The organism is Nocardia sp. TBRC8007 (assembly GCF_056629435.1).
In genome coordinates, this window is sequence record NZ_JBWSOR010000001.1 from 393538 (window position 1) to 413440 (window position 19903).

Sequence of the window (19903 nt, forward strand, 5' to 3'; positions counted from 1 at the left end):
CCGGCGCAAGCGGCTCAGCCTGGCATGAGCATGTGCCACTGCTCCAGAGTCTGCGGGCGCATGACGTAGTTCTTGTTCCGAACAGCCGATAACGCGGCGCTGGGTTCTTCGGAATACCAATGCCCTGGATAGACGACCGGATTGCCTGTGAGTCCGGCCAGGTAGCGTAAACTGCGGAACATTTCGTCCGAATCACCACCAGGAAAGTCGGTGCGTCCGCAGCCGTCGACGAATAAGGTGTCGCCTGCGATCAACCGGTTGTCGAACAGAAAGCACTGGCTGCCAGGAGTGTGTCCGGGCGTGTGGAGTAACTCGATATCGAAAGCGCCGACGGCGACCTTGTCGCCGTGCGCATGACCGGTCAGTTGGCTCTCGGCGATTTCGGTGACGCCGGCTACCCACGGCAGTTCTTCGGCGTTGACGTGCACGGGTACGTCTGTCTTTTCGAGGAGTTCGCGCACACCTCCCAGGGTGAAGCCGAGCATTGTGCCACCTACGTGGTCGGGGTGGTGATGGGTCGCGAGCACGCCGCTGAGCCGCAGGTCTTCTGCTTCGACGATGTTCATCAGGTCACCTGCCGCGTAGGCCGGATCGACCACCACGCACTCGCCCGTCTCCCGGTCACCGATCAGATAAGCGAAGTTGCGCATCTGTGTCGCGATCGGATCGCCTACGGCGTAGTCGCGTCCCGACAGCAGCTGGCGAAAATACAGACGTTCAGACATGTCGCCCACCCTATTCTCCTACCGGGATCTTCCGGGTATCGCGGCCGGAGGAAACAAGCCTTGGCCCGGACTCCGGCCCACTCCGAACAGGCTCGTCGCCGGAAACAGTGCGGTGGAGAAGAAACTGGCGCGGATGTCGGAAAGATCGGGTCAGCTGGAGAAAGCCTGGCCGGAAACAGACAGCACTGCCGCGCTCAGCGCCACCGCCGTCTCCACCGCAGCGCCGAGCACATCGCCGGAGAGCCCACCGAAGCGGCGGGTGCAGTGGCTGACCAGGACCATCGCAGCGACCAGGGCGAGGACGACAGCGAACGGACCGAGCCACGGCAGATCCGGCGCAGCCCAGATTGCTACAGTGACGGTAACCGAAGTCCAGGTCGCCGCGACAAACGTCGATTGTGTGCCTGCGACCAGAACGCCGAACCCGGTGCCGGGGGCTGCGGTATTCGCCCGGCAGGCGAGTACCGTGGCGACACGGCCGGTCATTACGGAGAGCGCCACCCCGAACCACTGGCCGGAGCCTGCCATGGTGGCGAACGATGCAGCTGGTATTCCGATGGCGAATACGATTCCCGCGACGCCGAACGGTCCGGCACCGCCGCTTTTCATGATCTGCCGTGCCCGTTCGGGCGGCCCGTAGCTGCCGAGCCCGTCCATGGTGTCGGCGAGCCCGTCGAGATGCATGCCTCTGGTGACCAGCGCCAGCGCGCCGACCACAAGCAGTCCGGCCAGCGTGGTACTCGCGCCGACGTGAACAAGGACCCATAACAGACCCGCCGCGCCCGCCCCGAGCACTGCACCGACCAAAGGTGCCAACCGGATCGCAGGTCCTGCCGATGCGCGATCGACGACGTCCGGTCCGCGAATCGGCAGTATTGTGAGCCAGGAAAACACCAGCCGCAGCCCGCTCACCCCGCGCCCGCCTCGGTCTGTCGAGCCAGCGGCTGGTCGTGCCGGATCCCTATGGTCCAGGCATGGTGAGCGCAGGCGTGCGCGTAGTGCTCCCGTGGGGGGATCGCGGGACGTGAAGTGCTCACTTCCTCAGGTCGAGCTGGGGTTGTTCCCGCTCGGGCGCGGCAGTGCTTACGCCGGCTTCGGAGAAGGTGGACATGTCTGCGAGAGTCGCCACGGCAGCACGGAGCAGAGGGAGGGCGGTGAGCGCACCTGAGCCTTCACCGAGCCGCATATTCATATCGATCACGGGTTCCAGGCGCAGGTGCCGCAGTCCGAGGGTATGCGCGGGTTCGGTGGAGCGGTGTCCCGCCAGCCACCAAGCGCTGGCGCCTCCGGCGAGGTCTTCGGCAACCATGGCCGCCGCTGTGACGACGATGCCGTCCAGGACAACGGGCGTGCGCCGGATGGCGGCTTGGGCGAGGAAGGCCGCAGCCGCGGCGAAGTCGGCGCCCGCGGAGACTCGGAGGAGTTCGACCGGGTCTTTCACGACGGGTCGTGCGCGTCGCATCGCATCGCGGAGGGCGGAGACTTTGCGGATCCAGCCCGCGTCATCGATCCCGGTGCCGCGGCCGACTGCGGCAACCGGTTCGGTATCGGTGAGCGTTGCGATGAGCACGGTGGCTGGTGTGGTGTTGCCGATGCCCATATCGCCTGCGATCAACAGATCCGCACCCGCATCGATTTCCTCGTCGGCGATCGCGCGACCTGCGGCGAGCGCCGCCCGAACTTCCTCGGCGGTGAGCGCGTCCTCACGATCGATCGACCCACTGGAGCGACGCACCTTGTGCTCCGACACGTGTGGACCGGTATCGGCATCGACACAGATATCCGCCACCCGGACCGTCGCGCCGGCAACCGCCGCGAGCGCGTTCACCGCAGCGCCACCGCCCAGGAAATTCGCGACCATCTGTGCGGTGACCTCGCTAGGATATGCCGACACCCCGTGTCGTGCGATGCCATGGTCTCCGGCGAAAACCACAACGCGAGCGCGCTCGAACTGCTTGGGTGGGCATACCCCTTGGCAGGCCGCCACCCAATTGCCCAACTCCTCCAATCGGCCGAGCGCCCCACCTGGTTTGGTCAGCTGTGCCTGCCGCTGCTCGGCCGCCGCACGGCACTCTACGTCCGGGGGTGCTACCGGTCCGAATCCGTGCGTCACTATCGAGCCTTTCGGTCATGGCGATTTCTGCCGACTACGCCGCCCAATCTTGCCATTGCGTCGTCCTGTCGCCGGTCCACCACCCTCCCGATATCACTCGGCAGTCGCTGCACCGCGAACGAGCAGCCGCGAAGCGCGAAAACGACCGCACCGAGCTACAGTATGGTGAGGGCTGGACCCACCCCTGTGGAGACATCTTGTCGAGAGAATTGTCCCGGCGAAACACCTTGAAGGGGCTCACTGCGCTGGCAGGAGCCGCCTCGCTCGGTGGGATTCTGGCCCAAGATGGGCTTGCGCCTCCCGTCTCCGCCGCGTCGACCGAATTGACCGGACGCTTGGTGCGTCCGAACGACCCCGGCTACGCGTCGGCGCGCATGCATTGGGACGAGTTGTTCGATTCTTATCCCCGGGTGCTGGTGTTCTGCCAAAACACCCAGGACGTGGTCAACGCCCTCAGATATGCGCGGGAGAACGACATCGCCTTCCGGGTCCGTAGCGGTAGGCACTCACTCGAAGGGTGGTCATCGGTTGACGGCGGCATCACCATTGATGTCAGCTCGTTGAAGTCTGTCGAGATCGATCCGCAGGCGATGACCGCCACGGTTGGTACCGGGCTGACCCAGGGTGAGCTGGTCGATCAGCTGGCGCCATACGGTTTTCCCACCGGAGACGAAGCGTCCGTGGGGTTGGGGGGTTTGATCCTCGGCGGAGGTATCGGCCTGTTCTGCCGCAAGATGGGTGTCGCGTGCGACAATCTACTCTCCGCCGAACTCGTGATTCCCGAGGGTGGATCGGGAGCGAGAATCGTGCGGGCCGATGCGGAGCGGAATACGGACTTGCTGTGGGCCTGTCGCGGCGGCGGAGGCGGAAATTTCGGCATTGCCACGGAGTATGTGCTGCGCATTCATCGGATTCCCGAGAAGTTGGGAATCTGGAAGGTCTTCTGGCCATCAGATGCTCTCGCGCGTGTACTCGATACGTGGCAACGCTGGGCGCCTGCGGCGGATGAGCGGCTGAGTTCGGTGTTCCTTGCCCAGCATGCTTCCCCGCGACTTGTGGTCAGCGGCATCTTCCTCGGATCGACTGACCGGGTACATCGGCTGGTCAGTCCCCTGTTGGAGATTCCCGGGGCGGATTTCGAGGCGGTAGCCATGAGCTATGTGGATTACTTCCATCGTGCGAATACACATCAGCGTATGTTCCGCAGGGGGAAGTTCACGCCGATGTGGGTGCACGCTCCGTTGCCACAGCCTGCCCTCGATCAGATCAGCGCGATGATTGCCGACGCGCCGAGCCCGGGCTGCAACTTCTGGGCACTCAGCTGGGGTGGGGCAGTGCGCAGGCCGCCCGAGCACGGTGCTGCTTGGTATTGGCGGGATCCCCTTTTCTATGCCGAGCCCAGTGCTGCCTGGAACGGGGAGGAGGCCGACAGCGCGCATATCGCGTGGATCGAGCAGTTCCGAAGTGCGCTCCGGCCGTTCTTTCACGGCGGGTATGTGAACATCCCCGACCGGGCGATCGCGAACTGGGGTGCGGAATACTATGGTGCGCACTTCGACCGGCTACGGGCAGTCAAAGCCGAGTACGATCCGTATGAGGTCTTCACTTTCGAACAGAGTATCCCGCCACTTCGTTGATCCGGCCGGATGCTCGGGCAGTTATCGGACCCTGATGAGGAAGTAGAAAGGCCCCATCAATTCAGGCACTAGGGTCAGTTCAGGCGCTGGGGCAGTCCCGCGACGACGAAGAAGACCTCGTCACAGACTTGGGCCAGGCGCTGGTTGAGTATGCCTATCTCGTCTCGGAACAGGCGACCGGAGCGCGTCGCGGGGATGACGCCCATCCCGACCTCCGGGGTCACGATCACCAGGGTGTCCGGGTAGGCGGCGACCGCCGCGACCAAGGCGTCGGTGTCGGGCGAGAGCGTGCCGCGTGGCGCATCCCAGGCCCCGCGTGCATCGATGCGCGCGGTCAGCCAGTTTCCGATGTCATCGATCAGTGTGACCGGCGGTGGATTGGATGGCTGTGCCGGAGCCGCAGCGAGCACCTGCACCGGGTCGGCGTTCTCGACGAGCGACCAGTGTGCGGGCCTGCGGCTGCGGTGCCCGGCGATCCGGGCGGCGAAATCCCGGTCGTCCCGGTCGGGTACTGCGGTGGCGAGATAGCGCACCGAGCCGCCCGCCCTGGCGGCGAGTTCCTCGGCGAATGCCGACTTGCCGGACCGAGCACCACCGAGGACGAGGGTACGATGCGGCGTTGCGGGCAGGGAATTGTGCGGCACCGGTGCACGGTATCAATTCGGGCACCGGGCAGTTCGAGGACTGGGAACAGACCGTCGCGCCCGCACGAGTTCTCAACTCCCGCCGAAGCGGCGGCGGTACTCGGTGGGCGCTATACCGACTACACGTTGGAAGTGGTGGCGCAGCAGGGCGCCGGAGCCGAAGCCGGAACGGCCGGCGATGTGTTCGAGACCGAGGCCGGTTTCCTCCAGTAACTGTTTGGCCAGCAGGATGCGCTGGTTGGTGAGCCATCTCCCAGGAGTGGTGCCGGTCTCAGCAGCGAAGCGGCGGGCGAAGGTGCGAGTGGACATATTGGCGCGGATGGCCAACTCTTCGACGGTATGGGGCAGGTCGAGATGGTCGTTCATCCACGCCAGCGTCGGGACGAGACTATCGGAGGTGCAGGCGGCGACGGGACGTTCGATGAACTGACGTTGCCCGCCATCGCGTTGTGGCGGCACCACCATGCGGCGCGCGATCGCATTGGCTACCGCGCTGCCGAGCTCGCGTCGGACCAGATGCAGGCAGGCGTCGATGCCTGCGGCGGTGCCCGCGCTGGTGATCAGATTGCCTTCGTCGACGAACAACACATCCGGGTCGACGATCGTGTCAGGATACGCGGCGGCGAGCTTGTCCACATAGCGCCAATGTGTAGTGCAGGTGCGCCCGTCGAGCAGCCCGGCAGCCCCGGCCAGGAAAGCACCGGAGCATACGGTGAGTACGGTCGCGCCTGCTGCCGCCGCGTCACCGATAGCTGTGACGATCCGGGGATCGAATCCGCATTCGCCGGTGGCCGCGACGGCTGGGATGCCGATCAGATCGGCTTCGGCCAGCTCCGCGAGCCCATACTCCGGTGTGACGGTGATTCCCGGGCTGGTGGAGCGCAGTGGAACGCCTGGCTCGGCTCCGCACACACGGAAGTCGAAGGCCGGTAGTCCATCGGCGGTACGGTCGAGACCGAAAACCTCACAGAGGACCCCGAATTCGAACATGGCCGTCTGCTCGGACAGCACCACGGCGACCTTTGACAGCATGTGAGCAAGTCTACTGGCCGTATTTTTATGAACAATGTCTTTACTGCCACTTTTGGCGGTAAATAGATACTAGAAAAATTACCGCCATGATTGATCTGTTCCTTTTTCTGGCGGCTATTGTGATCTGTGTTACTTCAGGGCTCCGGCGCGGAGAGCGGGCCGGCTCCTTGAATGGCGTCGATCGCGATATGGAGCGGGTGCGCTCCGAAGTGGCGGCGATGTACGGGGTTAAGTGACTGTGGCCAGCGATCGACGCGACCACCACGAAGCATGCGGACCGCTGGGAAAGCTCATACCGCGTCGCCTGGGCCGACCCGCGGTTTCGGGGCACGCATCTTGCGAATCTGCGAGGCGCGGACGAAGGCGTACCAGCCCAGCCGGTATCCGGTATCGGTGGTATCGGGGAAACGTTCCCTGACCCGGTTGTTCACGATTCGGCCGAGCATGAATCCCTCGATGACCATGAACGCCATCATCACCAGCATGGCCAGCGTGACGACTGCCTGCAGTCCTGGTGCGGCGAACATCGACAGGATCAGTACCAGTGCCATCGGCATGAACAGCCCGATCAGGTTGCGCCGCCCGTCGACGACATCGCGGACGAAGGCCCGCACCGGACCCTGATCGCGGGGTAACAGATACTTCTGTTCGCCCGCGAGCATGCGGGCCCGCCGATCCTGTACGGCGGCACGTCGTTCGGCCGCGGCTGCCTTGCGGTTCTCTTTGCTGCCGCGTGTGGCCTTGCGCCGGGCGCGAGCCTCCTTCGCGGTAAGCGGCGCGGGCGCTACTGGGCCACGACGTTTGCCTTGCGCATCACGGCGTTTCGGGGTGGGCCTGCCTTTGCTCGCGGTGGCAGCTGGTGCCGTGCGGGTGATGTTCGCGGCTGGGTCGTCGGCTGTGAGCACCGCCGGAGCAGTGGTTGCGTCGGTGGTACTGGGCTCGCCGCGACGGAAAAACTTCACACAGACCAGGCTATTCGATATGCAGTGCGCCGCGAAAAGCGGTCCGGATCGCCCCGAGTCGACGTGATCGCGGAGGGTGCGTGTCGCGGAGGGCCTGCGAGTGGCAAGATGGGGAATAGCAGCCCGCCGAGTGGCGTTGACCGGTACGGCCCGTGCCGTACCTGGATCGACCCAAGGTTCCTCGAGGAGAGTTCATGACTGTGCAGAACGAGACCGCCACCCACGGTGTGACTCTGACCGACGCCGCCGCCGCGAAGGCGAAGGCGCTGTTGGATCAAGAGGGGCGCGACGATCTGGCGCTGCGGATCGCGGTACAGCCCGGCGGTTGCGCCGGACTGCGTTACCAGCTGTTCTTCGACGATCGCACGCTGGACGGCGACCTGACTGTCGAATTCGGCGGCGTGACGTTGTCTGTCGACCGGATGAGCGCGCCGTACGTGCAGGGTGCCTCGATCGACTTCGTCGACACCATCGAGAAGCAGGGTTTCACTATCGATAATCCGAATGCCACCGGCTCCTGCGCGTGCGGCGACTCCTTCAACTGAGCCGAACCGCCGGCATGGGCTGGTATCCCGCTCTCCGCTGAGAACGCGATGCTGATCCGGCGGGGCGGGCATTGATACGGTGAGTGTGGGCCTGCGTTCTGGCCCGCACCGCCTGTCGCCTACTGTTGAAGGGCTCAGCCACGTGTCTATCGCTGTTTCCGCGTCCATTGCGACCGACCACCTCATGCGCTTCCCCGGTCGGTTCGCCGACGTGCTGCTGGCCGATCAGCTCGATCACGTGTCGTTGAGCTTCTTGGTCGATGATCTGCAGGTCCGGCGTGGCGGCGTCGGCGGTAACATCGTCTACGCCATGGGCCTGCTCAATAGCGCGCCCGTGCTGGTCGGTGCCGTAGGTGCTGATTTCGCCGAGTATCGCGCCTGGTTGGAGTCGCACGGAGTCGATTGCTCCGCTGTGCTGGTCTCCGAGCGTGCGCACACTGCTCGCTTCGTCTGCACCACCGATGACGACATGGCTCAAATTGCGTCGTTCTACCCAGGTGCAATGAGCGAGGCCCGCGACATCTCCATTGCCGCGCTCGCCGAAACGCGGGAAATCGACCTCGTTCTGGTCGGTGCCAACGATCCCGAGGCGATGCTGCGCCACACTGCTGAATGTCGGGAACTCGGTATCCCGTTCGCAGCTGATCCCTCCCAGCAGCTTGCCCGGCTGGACGGCGACCAGTCGGCGCAGCTGATCGACGGCGCCGCGTACCTGTTCACGAACAAGTACGAGTGGGGGCTGCTGTTGCAGAAGACCGGTCTGAGCGAAGAGGAGGTCGCGCAGAAGGTCGGTGTCCGGGTCACCACGTTGGGTGCGGACGGGGTTCGGGTCATCGGTGCCGATGGTACTGAAGTGGCCGTCGGTGCGGTGCCCGAGATCGAGAGGGTGGAACCGACCGGTGTCGGTGACGCCTTCCGTGCTGGGTTCCTTACTGCCCACACCGCAGGGCTGAGCCTGGAACGTTCCGCACAGCTCGGTTCGATGATCGCCGTGCTGGTTCTGGAGACCATGGGCACTCAGGAGTGGTCGCTGAACAAAGAGGCCGCCCTGCAGCGTCTAGCCCACGCCTACGGATCCGAGGCGGCCTCCGACATCAAACCTTTGCTCTAGCCGATTCTCCCGGAGCGGGGCTACAGCGAAACCGGGTACACCGGCTCCTGGATCTCCGGCTTGATGCGATCCTCGACGAAGATGCCGTGCCACACCATGAACATCAGCAGCGTCCACAACCTACGGCTGTGATCGGAGGTCCCGGACCGGTGTGCGGTCAGCATGTCGCTGACCGCACCCTTGTTCAGCAGATGGCCGGTCTGTGATTCGGTGATCTGCTGCCGCGCCCAGTCGTAAAGTTCGGTTCCGCGTAGCCAGTGCCGTAGCGGCACGGGGAAGCCCAGTTTGGCGCGGTGCAGCACATGGGGCGGGACAATGCCTTCCAATGCCCGGCGCAGTGCGTATTTGGTGGTCTCCTTGGTGATCTTCTGGTCGAATGGCAGCCTCTCGGCTACTTTCAGTACCTCAGGGTCCAAGAACGGCACACGCAGCTCCAGCGAGTTGGCCATGGTCATCTTGTCCGCCTTGACCAGGATGTCGCCGCGAAGCCAGGTGAACAGGTCCATATGCTGCATGCGCGCCACGGGATCCCAGCCGAGGGAGCGGGCGTACAGTGGTGCGGTGACGTCTTGGTGGGTCCACTCGGGCCGGAAATCGCGCAGGACCGAACGCAGTTGGGTGTCGCTGAAGCTGCGTGCGTTGCCGTAATAACGCTCCTCCAGGGTGAGCGATCCGCGATGCAGCAGACTCTTGCCTCTGGTGCCCTCCGGAATCCGGTCCGACAGTTTGCCCGCGAGTCTGCGTAGACCGCGGGGCAGCCTCTCGAAGGGTTTCAGCGACAACGGCTCCCGATAGATAGTGTATCCACCGAATAGTTCGTCGGCGCCCTCCCCCGAAAGCACCACCTTGACGTGCTTGCGGGCTTCTTTCGCCACGAAATACAGCGGGACCAGCGCTGGATCGGCCACCGGGTCGTCCAAATACCATACGATCTCGGGGATTGCCCGAGCGAACTCGGCGGGGGAGACCACCTTCACGATGTGTCGCGCGCCGATCGCCGCCGCGCTCTCGGCGGCCACGTCGACCTCGGAGTAGCCCGTGCGTTCGAACCCGGTGGTGAAGGTGATCAGGTTCGGATTGTGCCGCATGGCCAGTGCGGCGATCGCGGTGGAGTCGATCCCACCGGAGAGGAATGCGCCGACGGTCACATCGGCGCGCATGTGCTTGGCGACGGAGTCCTCCAGCGCCGTGGCGATCTCGCGGTAGCGTGCCGTCGCCGAGCCGGGAGCGAACGGCCGGACCGGGAATATCGGGGTGAAGTATCGAGTGACGACAGGCACCTTCCCTGGCCGCACAGTGGCGTAGCTGCCCGATTCGAGCCTGCGCACGTCCCGGTGCAGGGTTTCGGGCTCCGGTACGTACTGCAACACTGTGTAATGCTCCAGCGCGCGTGGGTCCACCGCGTCGCCCAGCCGCAACACGGACAGCAGTTCCAGCAGGCTCTTCTTTTCGCTGCCGAACGCGGTCCCGCCCGGCCCTGTGGCCAGGAACAGTGGTTTTATGCCGAAGGGATCGCGGGCGAGGAACAGTTCCTGCTTTTCGGTGTCCCAGATTGCGAAGGCGAACATGCCGCGCAGCCGCCGCACCGCTTCAGGACCCCAGTAATGGAACGCCGCGACAATCGCCTCACTGTCTCCCTCGGTTCGGAAGATCCCGCCGTCCGGAAACTCGGTGGCGTGCTGCGCGGCGATCTCCGCGCGTAGTTCCAGGTAATTGTAGATCTCGCCGTTGAAGGCGAGTGCGTAGCGTTCGGGGTGCTCGGGCGGGCCCCAGCGCAGCGGCTGATGCGAGTGTTCCAGGTCGATGATGGACAGCCGATTGAAACCGATGACCAGGTGCTCGTCGTGCCAGGTGCCACGTTCGTCCGGGCCGCGGTGGCGCACACAGTGTAAGGCGTTGTAGACCTGCTCCACCGTGTCCGGCGCCGCTTCGTCAGATGCTAGGAATCCGAGCAGTCCACACACGGCGTCGGTAACCTCGTTTCGCACAGTTGGGGTATGCGCTCATCGACCGGAGCGCCTAGCGGAAAATGTCGAGTCCGAGTATGCCGCACCCGTCGAATCCACGCGTCACGCACACGACATCCGGAATGGAAGCACAGGTGGTGATCATGGTCGGTGCCTTCGATCCGGTGTCGAAACCGACCCGGCGACATACCGGGGTGCTGTTTGGTCTACGCTGCGTAGTACTCAGGTCTCTCTCAGGCGATCCGTGCGCGGATGCCGCGGACGCGGTGGTCCGGAGAGCGTTCTGAAGCAAGCTTAGGACGCACTGTCAGGGTCGATCGCAGCCCCGGACAGTGCACTGTCGGAATGTGTGGCGACCAGGAAGGCGTGAGCGTGGCGCACAAGGCGAGCGAAGAGATCGGGGCACGACCCGCCGTGGGTCGGCAGGGCCGCGTCCTTCGGCGGGCCGGGCTGGCGGTGTCCTTGGGGATCACCGCGTTGCTCGTCTCGGGCTGCTCGATCGACAATGTTTGGTTGCGGTTCGGCTGGCCCTCCGGTGTCACACCGCAGGCCACCCGAATGCGGGAACTGTGGACTTGGTCGGTCATCGCAGCATTGGCAATGGGCGTGCTGGTCTGGGGTTTGACCTTCTGGACGATCACCTTCCACCGCAAGAAAGCGGACTCGCCGGAGTTCCCGCGGCAGACCGGTTACAACGTGCCACTGGAGCTGACCTTCACGGGCATCCCGGTCCTCATCGTTTTCGGATTGTTCTGGTCGACCGTCGTCGTGCAGAACTACGTACACGAGAGGGTGCCGAATCCTGACGTCACGGTCGATGTGACCGCCTTCCAATGGAATTGGAAGTTCGGTTACCGCGGTGTCGATTTCAAGGACGGCTACCAGTACAACGGCATCGATACCGCCCGTGAAGCGCTGAACAAGCAACAGCTCGACCAGTATGCGGAGCGGACAGAGAACGGCCACCCGCGGCCGGGCCCGGTGCACGGTAAGCCGGCTAATGACATCCTGTCCTACCTGCACTACGACAAGGTCGAGACAGTAGGTACCAGTACCGAGGTCCCGGTGCTCGTGCTGCCGACCGATAAGATCATCGAGTTCCAGCTCACTTCCGCGGACGTGATCCACGCTTTCTGGGTGCCGGAGTTCCTGTTCAAACGCGATGTGATGCCGAACCCGAAGGAGAACCATTCCGAAAATGCCTTCCAGATCTCCAAGATCGAGAGGGAAGGCGCGTTCGTCGGTCGCTGTGCTGAGATGTGCGGCACTTATCACTCGATGATGAACTTCGAGGTCCGAGCGGTCACGCCGGAGAAGTTCACCAAATATCTGGACGCGCGACGGGCGGGCATGACCAATGCCGAGGCGCTCGCTTCCATCGGTGAATCCCCTGTGGCCACCTCCACCACGCCGTTCAACACCAAGCGCGATATCAAGAGCGCGGCCCAGAGCAAGTGAGGAACTGATCTGACATGAAGATCGAAGCACGGATTTTCGAACTGCTCACGGTATTTTTCGTTTTCATCTCGATCGTTTACGGCTACTTCACCGGCCGATCGCGTACCGGCATCGAATGGGCGGGGACCACAGCCTTAGTGCTGACTGCGGGCTTGTCGCTGATCGTCGCGACCTATTTCCGCTTCGTCGCCCGCCGTATCGATCTGCGTCCGGAGGACTACGAGGACGCCGAGGTCGTGGACGGTGCGGGCGATCTGGGTTTCTTCTCGCCCGGTAGTTTCTGGCCCATCTGCCTGGCGGCCGCTGGTTCGGTGGCCGCTCTCGGCTTGGCGTTCTTCCAGTTCTGGCTGATCGGTCTCGGTGTCGTCCTTGTTCTGATCGCCGCAGGCGGACTGGTGTTCGAATACCATATCGGCCCGGAGAAGCATTGACCCGGATCAGTGCTTGGCTCGAACGCCCCACCGGATTCCCGGTGGGGCGTTGCGCGTATAGCGCGGATCAGTCGCTGACGGAGCGCGGGCTGCGAACCTGCTGGGTGGTACCACGGCCTACTCTGTCGAATAGCGTAGTGCCTTCTCCGAGCGACAAATCTCCTCGACCCCGGCGACAATGTCGCGCAGCAGTTCCGACGGTAGAGCTGTGGGCCGCAACCGGCAGGTGAATGTGATCAGCCCGTGATCCTCGACAGGCAGGCCGCGTGCGGCTGATTCCGCGCGTAGGTAGCGAGAGCGCACGCCGTAGGTCATCGCCGAAATGACAGTGAAGCAGCCGGTGCGTTCCCGGTACCCGGCGAATAGGTCATGCAGACGGTAGAACACCGACATATAGCTCGACAGCGGGGCGAAAACACCCACACGGTAGGCCGGGCCACGCTCGGATGAGCTGAGCGCAGTGTCAGCCAGATACTCCGCGTCGCGCAGCGTCTGCACCTTTGGTGCAAACAACACTGCACCCGCGGCCGCGTTGCGGACCGGCATGCCCGCCTTGCCGCTCGTTGCCGAGGCGATAGCGCCCAACGATTTCCGCGCCCGTGACCCCACCTCGCGGCGGGCCCGCAGTGATCTGGTGGGCGCGGTGGGGCAAAGACTCGACCACTGCCCGAACCGCACAGTGCCCAGCTGCACATGCCCGGTGCCGACCGGCCTGGCCACTTTCAGCGGCGCCGTATCGACCCAGCGGCCGACCTGCAGTTCCGCATTGCCTGGCCGGGCGATCTCGGCATGGGCGTGTTCGACGAACGAATCGAAGTCGAGGAAACGATCGGCGCTGGTGCTCAGCCAGGTGCGGTCTTTATCCACCTCGATCGTGTCCAAGGTGAGCGCGGTGATGATCCCCGCCCGCCCGCCCGCTCCGAGCAGGCGCTGGAATCGCTCGGTGTGGTGTGTGCGCCCACAGGTGCCGATGCGCCCGTCGGTATCCACGTATTCCAAATCGACAACCTGGTCGATGAACAGGCCGTACTTATGTGAGGCCGTGCTGACGCCGCCGACCGAGGCGAAGCCGCCCGCAGTGATATCGCGGTGATCACCGATGATAGGCAGACCCAGCCCGTGGGTGCCGAGCTTACGGTCTATCTCCGAAAGCTTGGCACCTGCCTGTACTCGGACGGTACGCCGACCGAGATTGATGTCCAGTACCTTGTTCATCCGCCGCAGTGACACCACAGCTGGCGCAGCAGGAAGGGACACTACAGCCGGCGCAGCCGGAAGGGGGACCACAGCCGGCGCAGCCGGAAGGGCGAGCTCTTCACCAGCCTGTCCGCCGCCGTACACCATCAACTGTTCTGATCTTCCGCGTGAATCCCGAACCGTGCGAACGACATCGGCGGTATCACGGGGGAGATATTCTTCGGTGGCGCAGGCAGTGCGCGGCGTGCTCATAGCAGAGAAGCTAACCACAGCACGGTTCATACCGCTTGTCCTGAGCTGGATGCTATCGCGAGGTAGGCGTCAGATCCGGAAGTGGACGGGTGAAAGGGTGCTGGATGCTTTGGAGATGGACAAAACGCTTCCCGTGTCTGCGGTCTCGGGTGGGCTTGGAGGTGTAGTCAGCCCGCGGCGGTGTCGGGGATGCGTACGTCCTCGGGGCGGTTGCCGCTCGGCACGCCCTTCTTCAGGCTGTGCGCGTAGACGTCGACGTATTCCTGGCCGCTGAGGAGCATCAGTTCGTACATAACCTCGTCGGTGACGGCACGCTCGACGAAGCGGTTGCCCGCCATGCCTTCATAACGAGAGAAATCGATAGGTTCACCGAATTTGACGGTTACCTTCCGGTGGCGCCAGCGGAACGGTCCGGGCGGGCTGACCTCATCGGTACCGATGACGGCCACCGGAATCACCGGAACACCGGTTTCCAACGCAAGTCGGGCCAGGCCGGTCTTGCCCTTGTACAGACGGCCATCGGGGGATCGGGTGCCCTCTGGGTAAAGACCTACCATGCGTCCTTGATCGAGCAGTTTGCGCGCTGCGGTGAGTGCGTCCTCGGCCGCATCCGCACCACTGCGATCGATCGGGTACTGACCGGTGGCGCTGAAGAAGAATTTCTGCAACCGTCCTTTGAAGCCAGGAGTGGTGAAGTACTCGGCCTTGGCCAGGTAGTTGATCCGTCGCGGACTCAGCAGCGGCGCGAACAGCCAGTCGGAGAAGGAGAGGTGGTTACCCGCCAGGATGGCTGGACCGTCTGCCGGGATGTTCTGCGCTCCTTGGACCGTAGGCCGGTTGTAGAGATGGATGAACGGTCCCAGTAGTACGAACTTCAGCAGCCAGTAGAACATGAACGTCCTTCCCCCGGACCTGGGATAGTAGCGGGTACCTGCGTCAATAGCCGACTCTACCGCTGGCGCGAGATCACATCCAACTGTGTTGGCGAATCTCACCACACCTCGGCGCCGACCGCAAGCACTGGAGCTGGTCGACGTGTCGCGATGTACTGGTGTGGCGTGGGGGTCGGGTCAGCGGCTGGTCTGCGCCACCTGCGCGTGTGTGCGCAGACCAGCCCGCAGCGCCGTTTTGGCCAGATCGGCGGCGCCGATCATGCCCGCTGCCTCGCCGAGCTGTGCGGTCCTGATGCGAGCCAGTGGCCGGTGGCCTGCGCCGGTCATCGCGCGGGCGTACTCTTCGCGTGCCTCGTCCAGAAACAGCGGTGCCGAACTACCGACACCACCCGCGATGACCACCAGGTCCGGATCGAAGAGGTCGCTGACGAAAGCGAGCCCGAGTCCGAGCCAGCGCGCGAAATCGGCCATCACCCGCAGCGCGAGTGGATCGCCATCCTGTGCGGCGCCTGCGACTCGGCGTCCGGTGAGTGAGCCCGGATCGCATGCTACGTCCCTGGCCAGTACCGACCGCGCCGGCGCAGTGGCAAGCATCTCGATCGCGGTATCGGCCAGTGCCGTCCCGCTGCAGTAGCGCTCCCAGCATCCTTGTTTGCCACACGGACAGGGTCTGCCTTCTGGAACCACTCGTAGGTGGCCGAGTTCCGGTGCGGCGCCGTGGGTGCCTCGATACAGCTTGCCTTCGACGAGCAGAGCCGAACCGATGCCGGTACCGATCGCGATGAGTACCACGTTGTGCCCGCCCGTCGCGGCGCCGAACCGGTATTCGGCCCACATCGCGGCGTTGGCGTCGTGCTCCAGGATCACCGGTAGTTCGAGACGCTCGGTGAGTCGGCGCGCGACCGGGGTGTCCTGCCAGGGCAGATGCGGGGCGAACCGGACAGTGGAGCGGTCGCCGTTGACGAACCCGGCGACCGCCAGGCCCACCGCACTGATCGGGTGCCTGTGGCGCAGATCGCGCACGGCCAAGTCCAGCGCGTCCTCCAGCGCTCGCGCCGAATGCGGCGTCGGCGCTTGGACGGTATCCAGCACCTCGCCACTGTCATCGACCACGGAAGCGCGAATATTGGTACCGCCGATGTCGATTCCGACGGTCAGCGGGCACGCGCGGGCCATCTGGCGTGTCATACCTTGATTGTCACGGGAATGTCCACGTATCGGGATCGTTCACGATCCTCCGCGTCCGTACGTGGGCCGTGCCGATGCGGCGCACCGGTTTCCGGGTCGGTATCGGTTGGCATGACCGGTTCTACCGGCACTCCCGCTAGAGCTTCGCGCAACACGGTGACGACCGCGGTGCCATGGTCGGCGACCGCGGTCAACACCTCATGGTGCTCCCCACGCACTAACGCTGCGGCCGCACACACTGGGCACCAAGTGCAGCTGGACCATTCGATCGGCCCGTCAGCGGCCCGTCGCAGCACCGGTTCGACCCGTTCCAGCACTGCCTCGGCCAGCAACTTCAGTTCCGTGACGAACTCTGCGGCACCATTCGGCGGGGCGTGGGCATCGGTTTCCTCTTTCTCAGGTCGGTGTGGATCACCGGTCATGTCCATCGCTTTCGGACTCGCGTGACCAGAGTTGTGGATCGGGTCGGAACCGGATCACCAGGTGCCCGTCGTCGAACTCGGCACCTTCGATCGCGCACCGTCGTAGTACCGGCGCCAGGCGCACCCGGCGCCGGACTCCGTCCGCTCCCACGATCAAATCGTCCTCCACTCGGCCAAGGCGCAGCGTTGCGGCGTCGACAACCGGAAGGTGCATGCGCATCGCGTACACCGACTGCACCCCGGTGCCGGATACCCGGCGAATCACCGGTGCGCCGGAACTCACGTCGACTTCCGCCGGATTCTTGCCCAGCATAAGCCTCGGATAGCCGATGCTTCCTGTCGAGTCCACCGCGTAGGACAGCGCGGTCAGCGAGTTCAGCCCGATCGGCTCGGGGCCGGTGTGTGGTGCGACCACCACCGGGATACCCGGCATTTTGCGCCGCAACTCGGCGATTACCTCGGTCTGTTCGCTGCGTCGATTCGAATACCATTGCACCGCAGGATGTTCGGCGCGCACCGAACCAGCAGGTGAGTCGAGGGCAGGTAGTACCTTGTTCACCACCACGGCATCCATCCGCAGACCCAGTAGTGCGGTGGCGGAGCGTACGCGCTCGGATTCGGCCACCGCGACTCGTTCGGCAAGCGCGATCAGCCGAGCCCCGGTACGTCGGTGGTCAGCAAGTAGATCGCGAACCTCGGTGACCGCCTTGATAATTCGTTCAACCGTGGCCGCGAGCACGGCGCGGCGCAGATCGGTGCCGATAGCCTCCAGCGTCCTCGCCCGTGGTGGCCAGATTCGCTCCAGATAGCCCAGTAGTGTGTCCGGCGCGGTGACAATGCGCAGCATGTCTGCCGATGGTGGGCAGTCGACCACAACCAGATCCCAGTCGTCCTCTGCGGCGAACTGGGTGATCTCCACCAGCATCAGCAGTTCCTGCACACCAGGAAGCCCGGTCAGCTCCGCCGGATCCAGTGCGGCGATATCGATGCCGTGGCCATGACCGCGCCCCATCGAGACCATCCGGACCACATCGCGGAACCGGTCTTCGAGCAAAGCGAGTGAATCCACCTCGATCACGTCCAGGCCGGGGAGCACAGTCGAGACTCCGGTCACGGTGCCCGGTTCGTGCGGAACCCGGAAGCCGAGCGCGTCGCCCAGGGAATGCGCCTGATCGAGTGAGGCGACCAGCACACGTAAGCCGGACTTGGCCGCGGACATAGCGGTGGCGCACGCCAGCGTGGTCTTACCTACCCCGCCCTTGCCGATGAACAGCTCGACCCGGGACTTGTGCGCGGTCAGCCCTCGACCCGTTTCTTCAGTTCTTTCAGCGCGGTATCGGTGATCACCTTCTCGGCCTTGCGCTTGAACATGCCGATCATGGGAATGTTCAGATCGACGGTCAGCGTGTAGACGACTTCGGTGCCGCCTCCGGGCTGATCGATCAGCTCGTAGGTGCCGTTCTGCATCTTTTGCAGTTCACCGCTGAGTAGCGTCCAGCTGACTGCCTTGCGATCAGGGCGCCAGTCGTAGGTCAGGACGTAGGTGTCTTTGACTACGCCGGCATCCAGAATGAAGCGGGCGGTCTCGGCCAGGCCGTCCGGGCCTCGCTCCAGCACTTCCACGGACTTTGCCGCCGATACCCACTCGGGATATGATTCCAGGTCGGCGATGACAGACATCACCTGCTGCGACGGGGCCTCGATGGTGATCGTTCTCTGGGTCCTGTCGGCCATGCGGACAGCAATTCCTTTCAGCGTGCGGGTGAGCCGGGTGTCATGACAGGTACGCGGGCGTGACACCGGCGGGGCGACCTGCCTCCAGCCGGGACTTCAGTTCGAACGACATGCCTTTACCCGCAACCCGGCGAGCTCGGTTGGCGGTGGCAAGCTTGCCCGCAGGCAGCGCGGGCACCGGCTCGGCATGTAAAAAGTAGTGCAGGATCACCCCGTCGAGCGAGGGCTCCAGCCATACCTCCATAGTTCCGTTCAACGCGCCTGTCACTGCCCAGCGGATACCGTTCTCCCCTCGATCCTCCCGGATTTCCAAGACCAGGTCCGGCCACCAGCGGCGCCAATTACTCGGTCCAGCCAGCAGCTCGGCGACGGCGGCCCCCGGTGCGGCGACGAAAGTCTGATCTGCGACCTGGATACTGCTCACTCTGCTGAGCGTAGTAGATACGGTGCTGATCACCGTAGCAACTGTCGCAAGCGTGCGCCCAGGTCGTCCCAGTGCCAACACTGCTCGACGAACGCGCGCCCCGCTCTGCCCATCCGCGCGGCTGCTTCCCGGTCGGCCAGAATCTCCACAAGAGCGTTAGCGATCTGCTGCACGGAGCGGCCGTCCACCACGCGACCGGTTTCGCCCTCACGAACGGTTTCCGGGGCGCCGCCGGAATTGCCCGCCACCACCGGGACGCCGGAGGCGGATGCTTCCAGGTACACAATGCCCAGGCCTTCCACGTCCAGTCCCGCGCCTCTGGTCCGGCACGGCATCGCGAAGACATCGGCGAGTGTGTGATGGGCGGCGAGTTCACTGGACGGAACCCGGCCGGTGAACACGACATCGTCGGAGACGTCCGCAGCGGCTGCCAGCCTGCGAAGCTTCCCCTCTGCGGGGCCGCTCCCCGCAATAACCAACACGGCGCCCCGGACCCGTGCGCGGATATCGCGCATCGCGAGGATCAGCGCGTCTTGCCCCTTCCGAGAAACCAAGCGCGACAGACACAGAATAGTCGGGCGGTCGCTCAGACCGTAGCGTGCGCGCAGCTCGGCGCGTGCTTCCGGATCCGGATGGAACACCTCGGTATCCACACCGGGCGGTAAGTACTCCAGCGCCGCATTCGGTCCGAACGCGGCGGCGAACCGGCGGCGAGTGTAGCGGCTGACATAGGTGACTACATCGGTGTGCTCGCCGATGCCACGCAGTATCTGCCTGGCTCCGGGCAGCATCGACCAACCGACTTCATGGCCATGCGTACTAGCCAGCACGCGCTCGGTGCCCGCCCGGCGTAGTGCCGGGGTCAGCAGCGCCAGTGGCGCCGCCGCACCGAACCACACCGTGTCGCACTTCTCGCTCTGGACCAGGCGCGCGGCCCGGCGCTGCACGAGTGGAGACGGAAGCATCAGCGTGGTGGGGTGGCGAACCACCTGGAACTTCTGATTGGCATCGAATTTCAGATGGCTGTCGCCGCGCCAGCGTGGAGCGTAGACCACCAGGTCATCAGGGGGCAGCTGACCGACCAGTGCTTGCAAATACGATTGGATACCACCCGGCCGTGGCGGGAAATCATTGGTAACCAGCAAAGTTCGGGCCATGAGCAACAAAG

21 protein-coding genes are annotated in these 19903 nt (G+C 64.3%); 6 read left to right on the forward strand and 15 right to left on the reverse strand.

Translation table 11 applies throughout. The features are described 5' to 3' along the window. Positions 1-14: 14 nt before the first annotated feature. The 3 genes from ACX4ZE_RS01715 to cobT all read right to left on the reverse strand — a co-directional run bounded on the left by ACX4ZE_RS01715 (position 15) and on the right by cobT (position 2838). A complete protein-coding gene (locus ACX4ZE_RS01715; RefSeq protein WP_480271452.1) occupies positions 15-725 on the reverse strand; it encodes an MBL fold metallo-hydrolase in 711 nt (236 codons plus the stop codon). Between the two features lie 150 nt (positions 726-875). Continuing rightward, positions 876-1637 carry an adenosylcobinamide-GDP ribazoletransferase gene (locus ACX4ZE_RS01720; RefSeq protein ID WP_480271453.1) on the reverse strand — a complete coding sequence of 254 codons (762 nt, stop codon included), beginning with the start codon at positions 1635-1637 and terminating at the stop codon, positions 876-878. A 121-nt stretch (positions 1638-1758) separates the two neighbouring features. Further along, complete coding sequence (gene cobT, locus ACX4ZE_RS01725; RefSeq protein WP_480271454.1) at positions 1759-2838, reverse strand: nicotinate-nucleotide--dimethylbenzimidazole phosphoribosyltransferase; 1080 nt, start codon at positions 2836-2838, stop codon at positions 1759-1761. 17 nt (positions 2839-2855) lie between these two features. Between cobT and ACX4ZE_RS01730 the strand changes: the two genes are divergently transcribed. Next, entirely contained in the window at positions 2856-4475 is a 1620-nt protein-coding gene (locus tag ACX4ZE_RS01730; protein WP_480271455.1) for an FAD-binding oxidoreductase, read from the forward strand. A 74-nt stretch (positions 4476-4549) separates the two neighbouring features. Here ACX4ZE_RS01730 and ACX4ZE_RS01735 read toward each other — a convergent pair whose 3' ends face one another. Together ACX4ZE_RS01735 and ACX4ZE_RS01740 are read right to left on the reverse strand one after the other, a co-directional pair. After that, entirely contained in the window at positions 4550-5119 is a 570-nt protein-coding gene (locus tag ACX4ZE_RS01735; RefSeq protein WP_480271456.1) for a bifunctional adenosylcobinamide kinase/adenosylcobinamide-phosphate guanylyltransferase, read from the reverse strand. Positions 5120-5191: 72 nt separating this feature from the next. Beyond that, positions 5192-6151: a helix-turn-helix domain-containing protein gene (locus ACX4ZE_RS01740; RefSeq protein ID WP_480271457.1), complete on the reverse strand. Its 960-nt coding sequence runs from the start codon at positions 6149-6151 to the stop codon at positions 5192-5194. Between the two features lie 86 nt (positions 6152-6237). On the opposite strand from ACX4ZE_RS01740, the gene ACX4ZE_RS01745 reads away from it, so the two are divergent. Beyond that, complete coding sequence (locus tag ACX4ZE_RS01745) at positions 6238-6387, forward strand: hypothetical protein (protein ID WP_480271458.1); 150 nt, start codon at positions 6238-6240, stop codon at positions 6385-6387. A 54-nt stretch (positions 6388-6441) separates the two neighbouring features. Here the strand turns inward: ACX4ZE_RS01745 and ACX4ZE_RS01750 are convergent, their stop codons facing one another. Further along, on the reverse strand, positions 6442-7056 hold the full coding sequence (locus ACX4ZE_RS01750; protein ID WP_480271644.1) for a DUF3043 domain-containing protein: 615 nt from the start codon (positions 7054-7056) through the stop codon (positions 6442-6444). Positions 7057-7307: 251 nt separating this feature from the next. Between ACX4ZE_RS01750 and ACX4ZE_RS01755 the strand changes: the two genes are divergently transcribed. Then, the gene (locus ACX4ZE_RS01755) at positions 7308-7658 is read left to right on the forward strand and encodes a HesB/IscA family protein (RefSeq protein WP_480271459.1); all 351 of its coding nucleotides are present in this window, start codon (positions 7308-7310) and stop codon (positions 7656-7658) included. A gap of 142 nt (positions 7659-7800) precedes the next feature. After that, positions 7801-8769, forward strand: a complete 969-nt coding sequence (locus ACX4ZE_RS01760; RefSeq protein WP_480271460.1) for a carbohydrate kinase family protein — start codon at positions 7801-7803, stop codon at positions 8767-8769. Between the two features lie 20 nt (positions 8770-8789). Here the strand turns inward: ACX4ZE_RS01760 and asnB are convergent, their stop codons facing one another. After that, complete coding sequence (gene asnB / locus ACX4ZE_RS01765) at positions 8790-10733, reverse strand: asparagine synthase (glutamine-hydrolyzing) (RefSeq protein WP_480271645.1); 1944 nt, start codon at positions 10731-10733, stop codon at positions 8790-8792. A gap of 375 nt (positions 10734-11108) precedes the next feature. Here asnB and ctaC point away from each other — a divergent pair, with 375 nt between their 5' ends. Then, positions 11109-12194 carry an aa3-type cytochrome oxidase subunit II gene (gene ctaC / locus ACX4ZE_RS01770; RefSeq protein WP_480271461.1) on the forward strand — a complete coding sequence of 362 codons (1086 nt, stop codon included), beginning with the start codon at positions 11109-11111 and terminating at the stop codon, positions 12192-12194. A gap of 14 nt (positions 12195-12208) precedes the next feature. Beyond that, positions 12209-12625: a cytochrome c oxidase subunit 4 gene (locus ACX4ZE_RS01775; protein WP_480271462.1), complete on the forward strand. Its 417-nt coding sequence runs from the start codon at positions 12209-12211 to the stop codon at positions 12623-12625. A 117-nt stretch (positions 12626-12742) separates the two neighbouring features. Here ACX4ZE_RS01775 and ACX4ZE_RS01780 read toward each other — a convergent pair whose 3' ends face one another. From ACX4ZE_RS01780 to ACX4ZE_RS01815, 8 genes are all read right to left on the reverse strand, one after another. After that, positions 12743-14074 carry an FAD-binding protein gene (locus tag ACX4ZE_RS01780; RefSeq protein WP_480271463.1) on the reverse strand — a complete coding sequence of 444 codons (1332 nt, stop codon included), beginning with the start codon at positions 14072-14074 and terminating at the stop codon, positions 12743-12745. 167 nt (positions 14075-14241) lie between these two features. Next, positions 14242-14967 (reverse strand): lysophospholipid acyltransferase family protein, encoded by a 726-nt coding sequence (locus ACX4ZE_RS01785; RefSeq protein WP_480271464.1) that lies wholly within the window; start codon positions 14965-14967, stop codon positions 14242-14244. Between the two features lie 177 nt (positions 14968-15144). Then, entirely contained in the window at positions 15145-16155 is a 1011-nt protein-coding gene (locus ACX4ZE_RS01790) for an ROK family glucokinase (RefSeq protein WP_480271465.1), read from the reverse strand. Further along, entirely contained in the window at positions 16152-16577 is a 426-nt protein-coding gene (locus ACX4ZE_RS01795; RefSeq protein WP_480271466.1) for a hypothetical protein, read from the reverse strand. Before ACX4ZE_RS01795 ends, ACX4ZE_RS01790 begins: the two co-directional genes overlap by 4 nt. After that, positions 16567-17877, reverse strand: a complete 1311-nt coding sequence (locus ACX4ZE_RS01800) for an ArsA family ATPase (RefSeq protein ID WP_480271646.1) — start codon at positions 17875-17877, stop codon at positions 16567-16569. The genes ACX4ZE_RS01795 and ACX4ZE_RS01800 overlap by 11 nt, the downstream gene beginning before the upstream one ends. After that, a complete protein-coding gene (locus tag ACX4ZE_RS01805; RefSeq protein ID WP_480271467.1) occupies positions 17874-18311 on the reverse strand; it encodes an SRPBCC family protein in 438 nt (145 codons plus the stop codon). The genes ACX4ZE_RS01800 and ACX4ZE_RS01805 overlap by 4 nt, the downstream gene beginning before the upstream one ends. A gap of 40 nt (positions 18312-18351) precedes the next feature. Then, positions 18352-18735, reverse strand: coding sequence for a polyketide cyclase / dehydrase and lipid transport (locus ACX4ZE_RS01810; RefSeq protein WP_480271468.1), 384 nt, complete (start codon positions 18733-18735; stop codon positions 18352-18354). 29 nt (positions 18736-18764) lie between these two features. Beyond that, positions 18765-19892, reverse strand: a complete 1128-nt coding sequence (locus tag ACX4ZE_RS01815; protein ID WP_480271469.1) for a glycosyltransferase family 4 protein — start codon at positions 19890-19892, stop codon at positions 18765-18767. Positions 19893-19903: the final 11 nt, after the last annotated feature.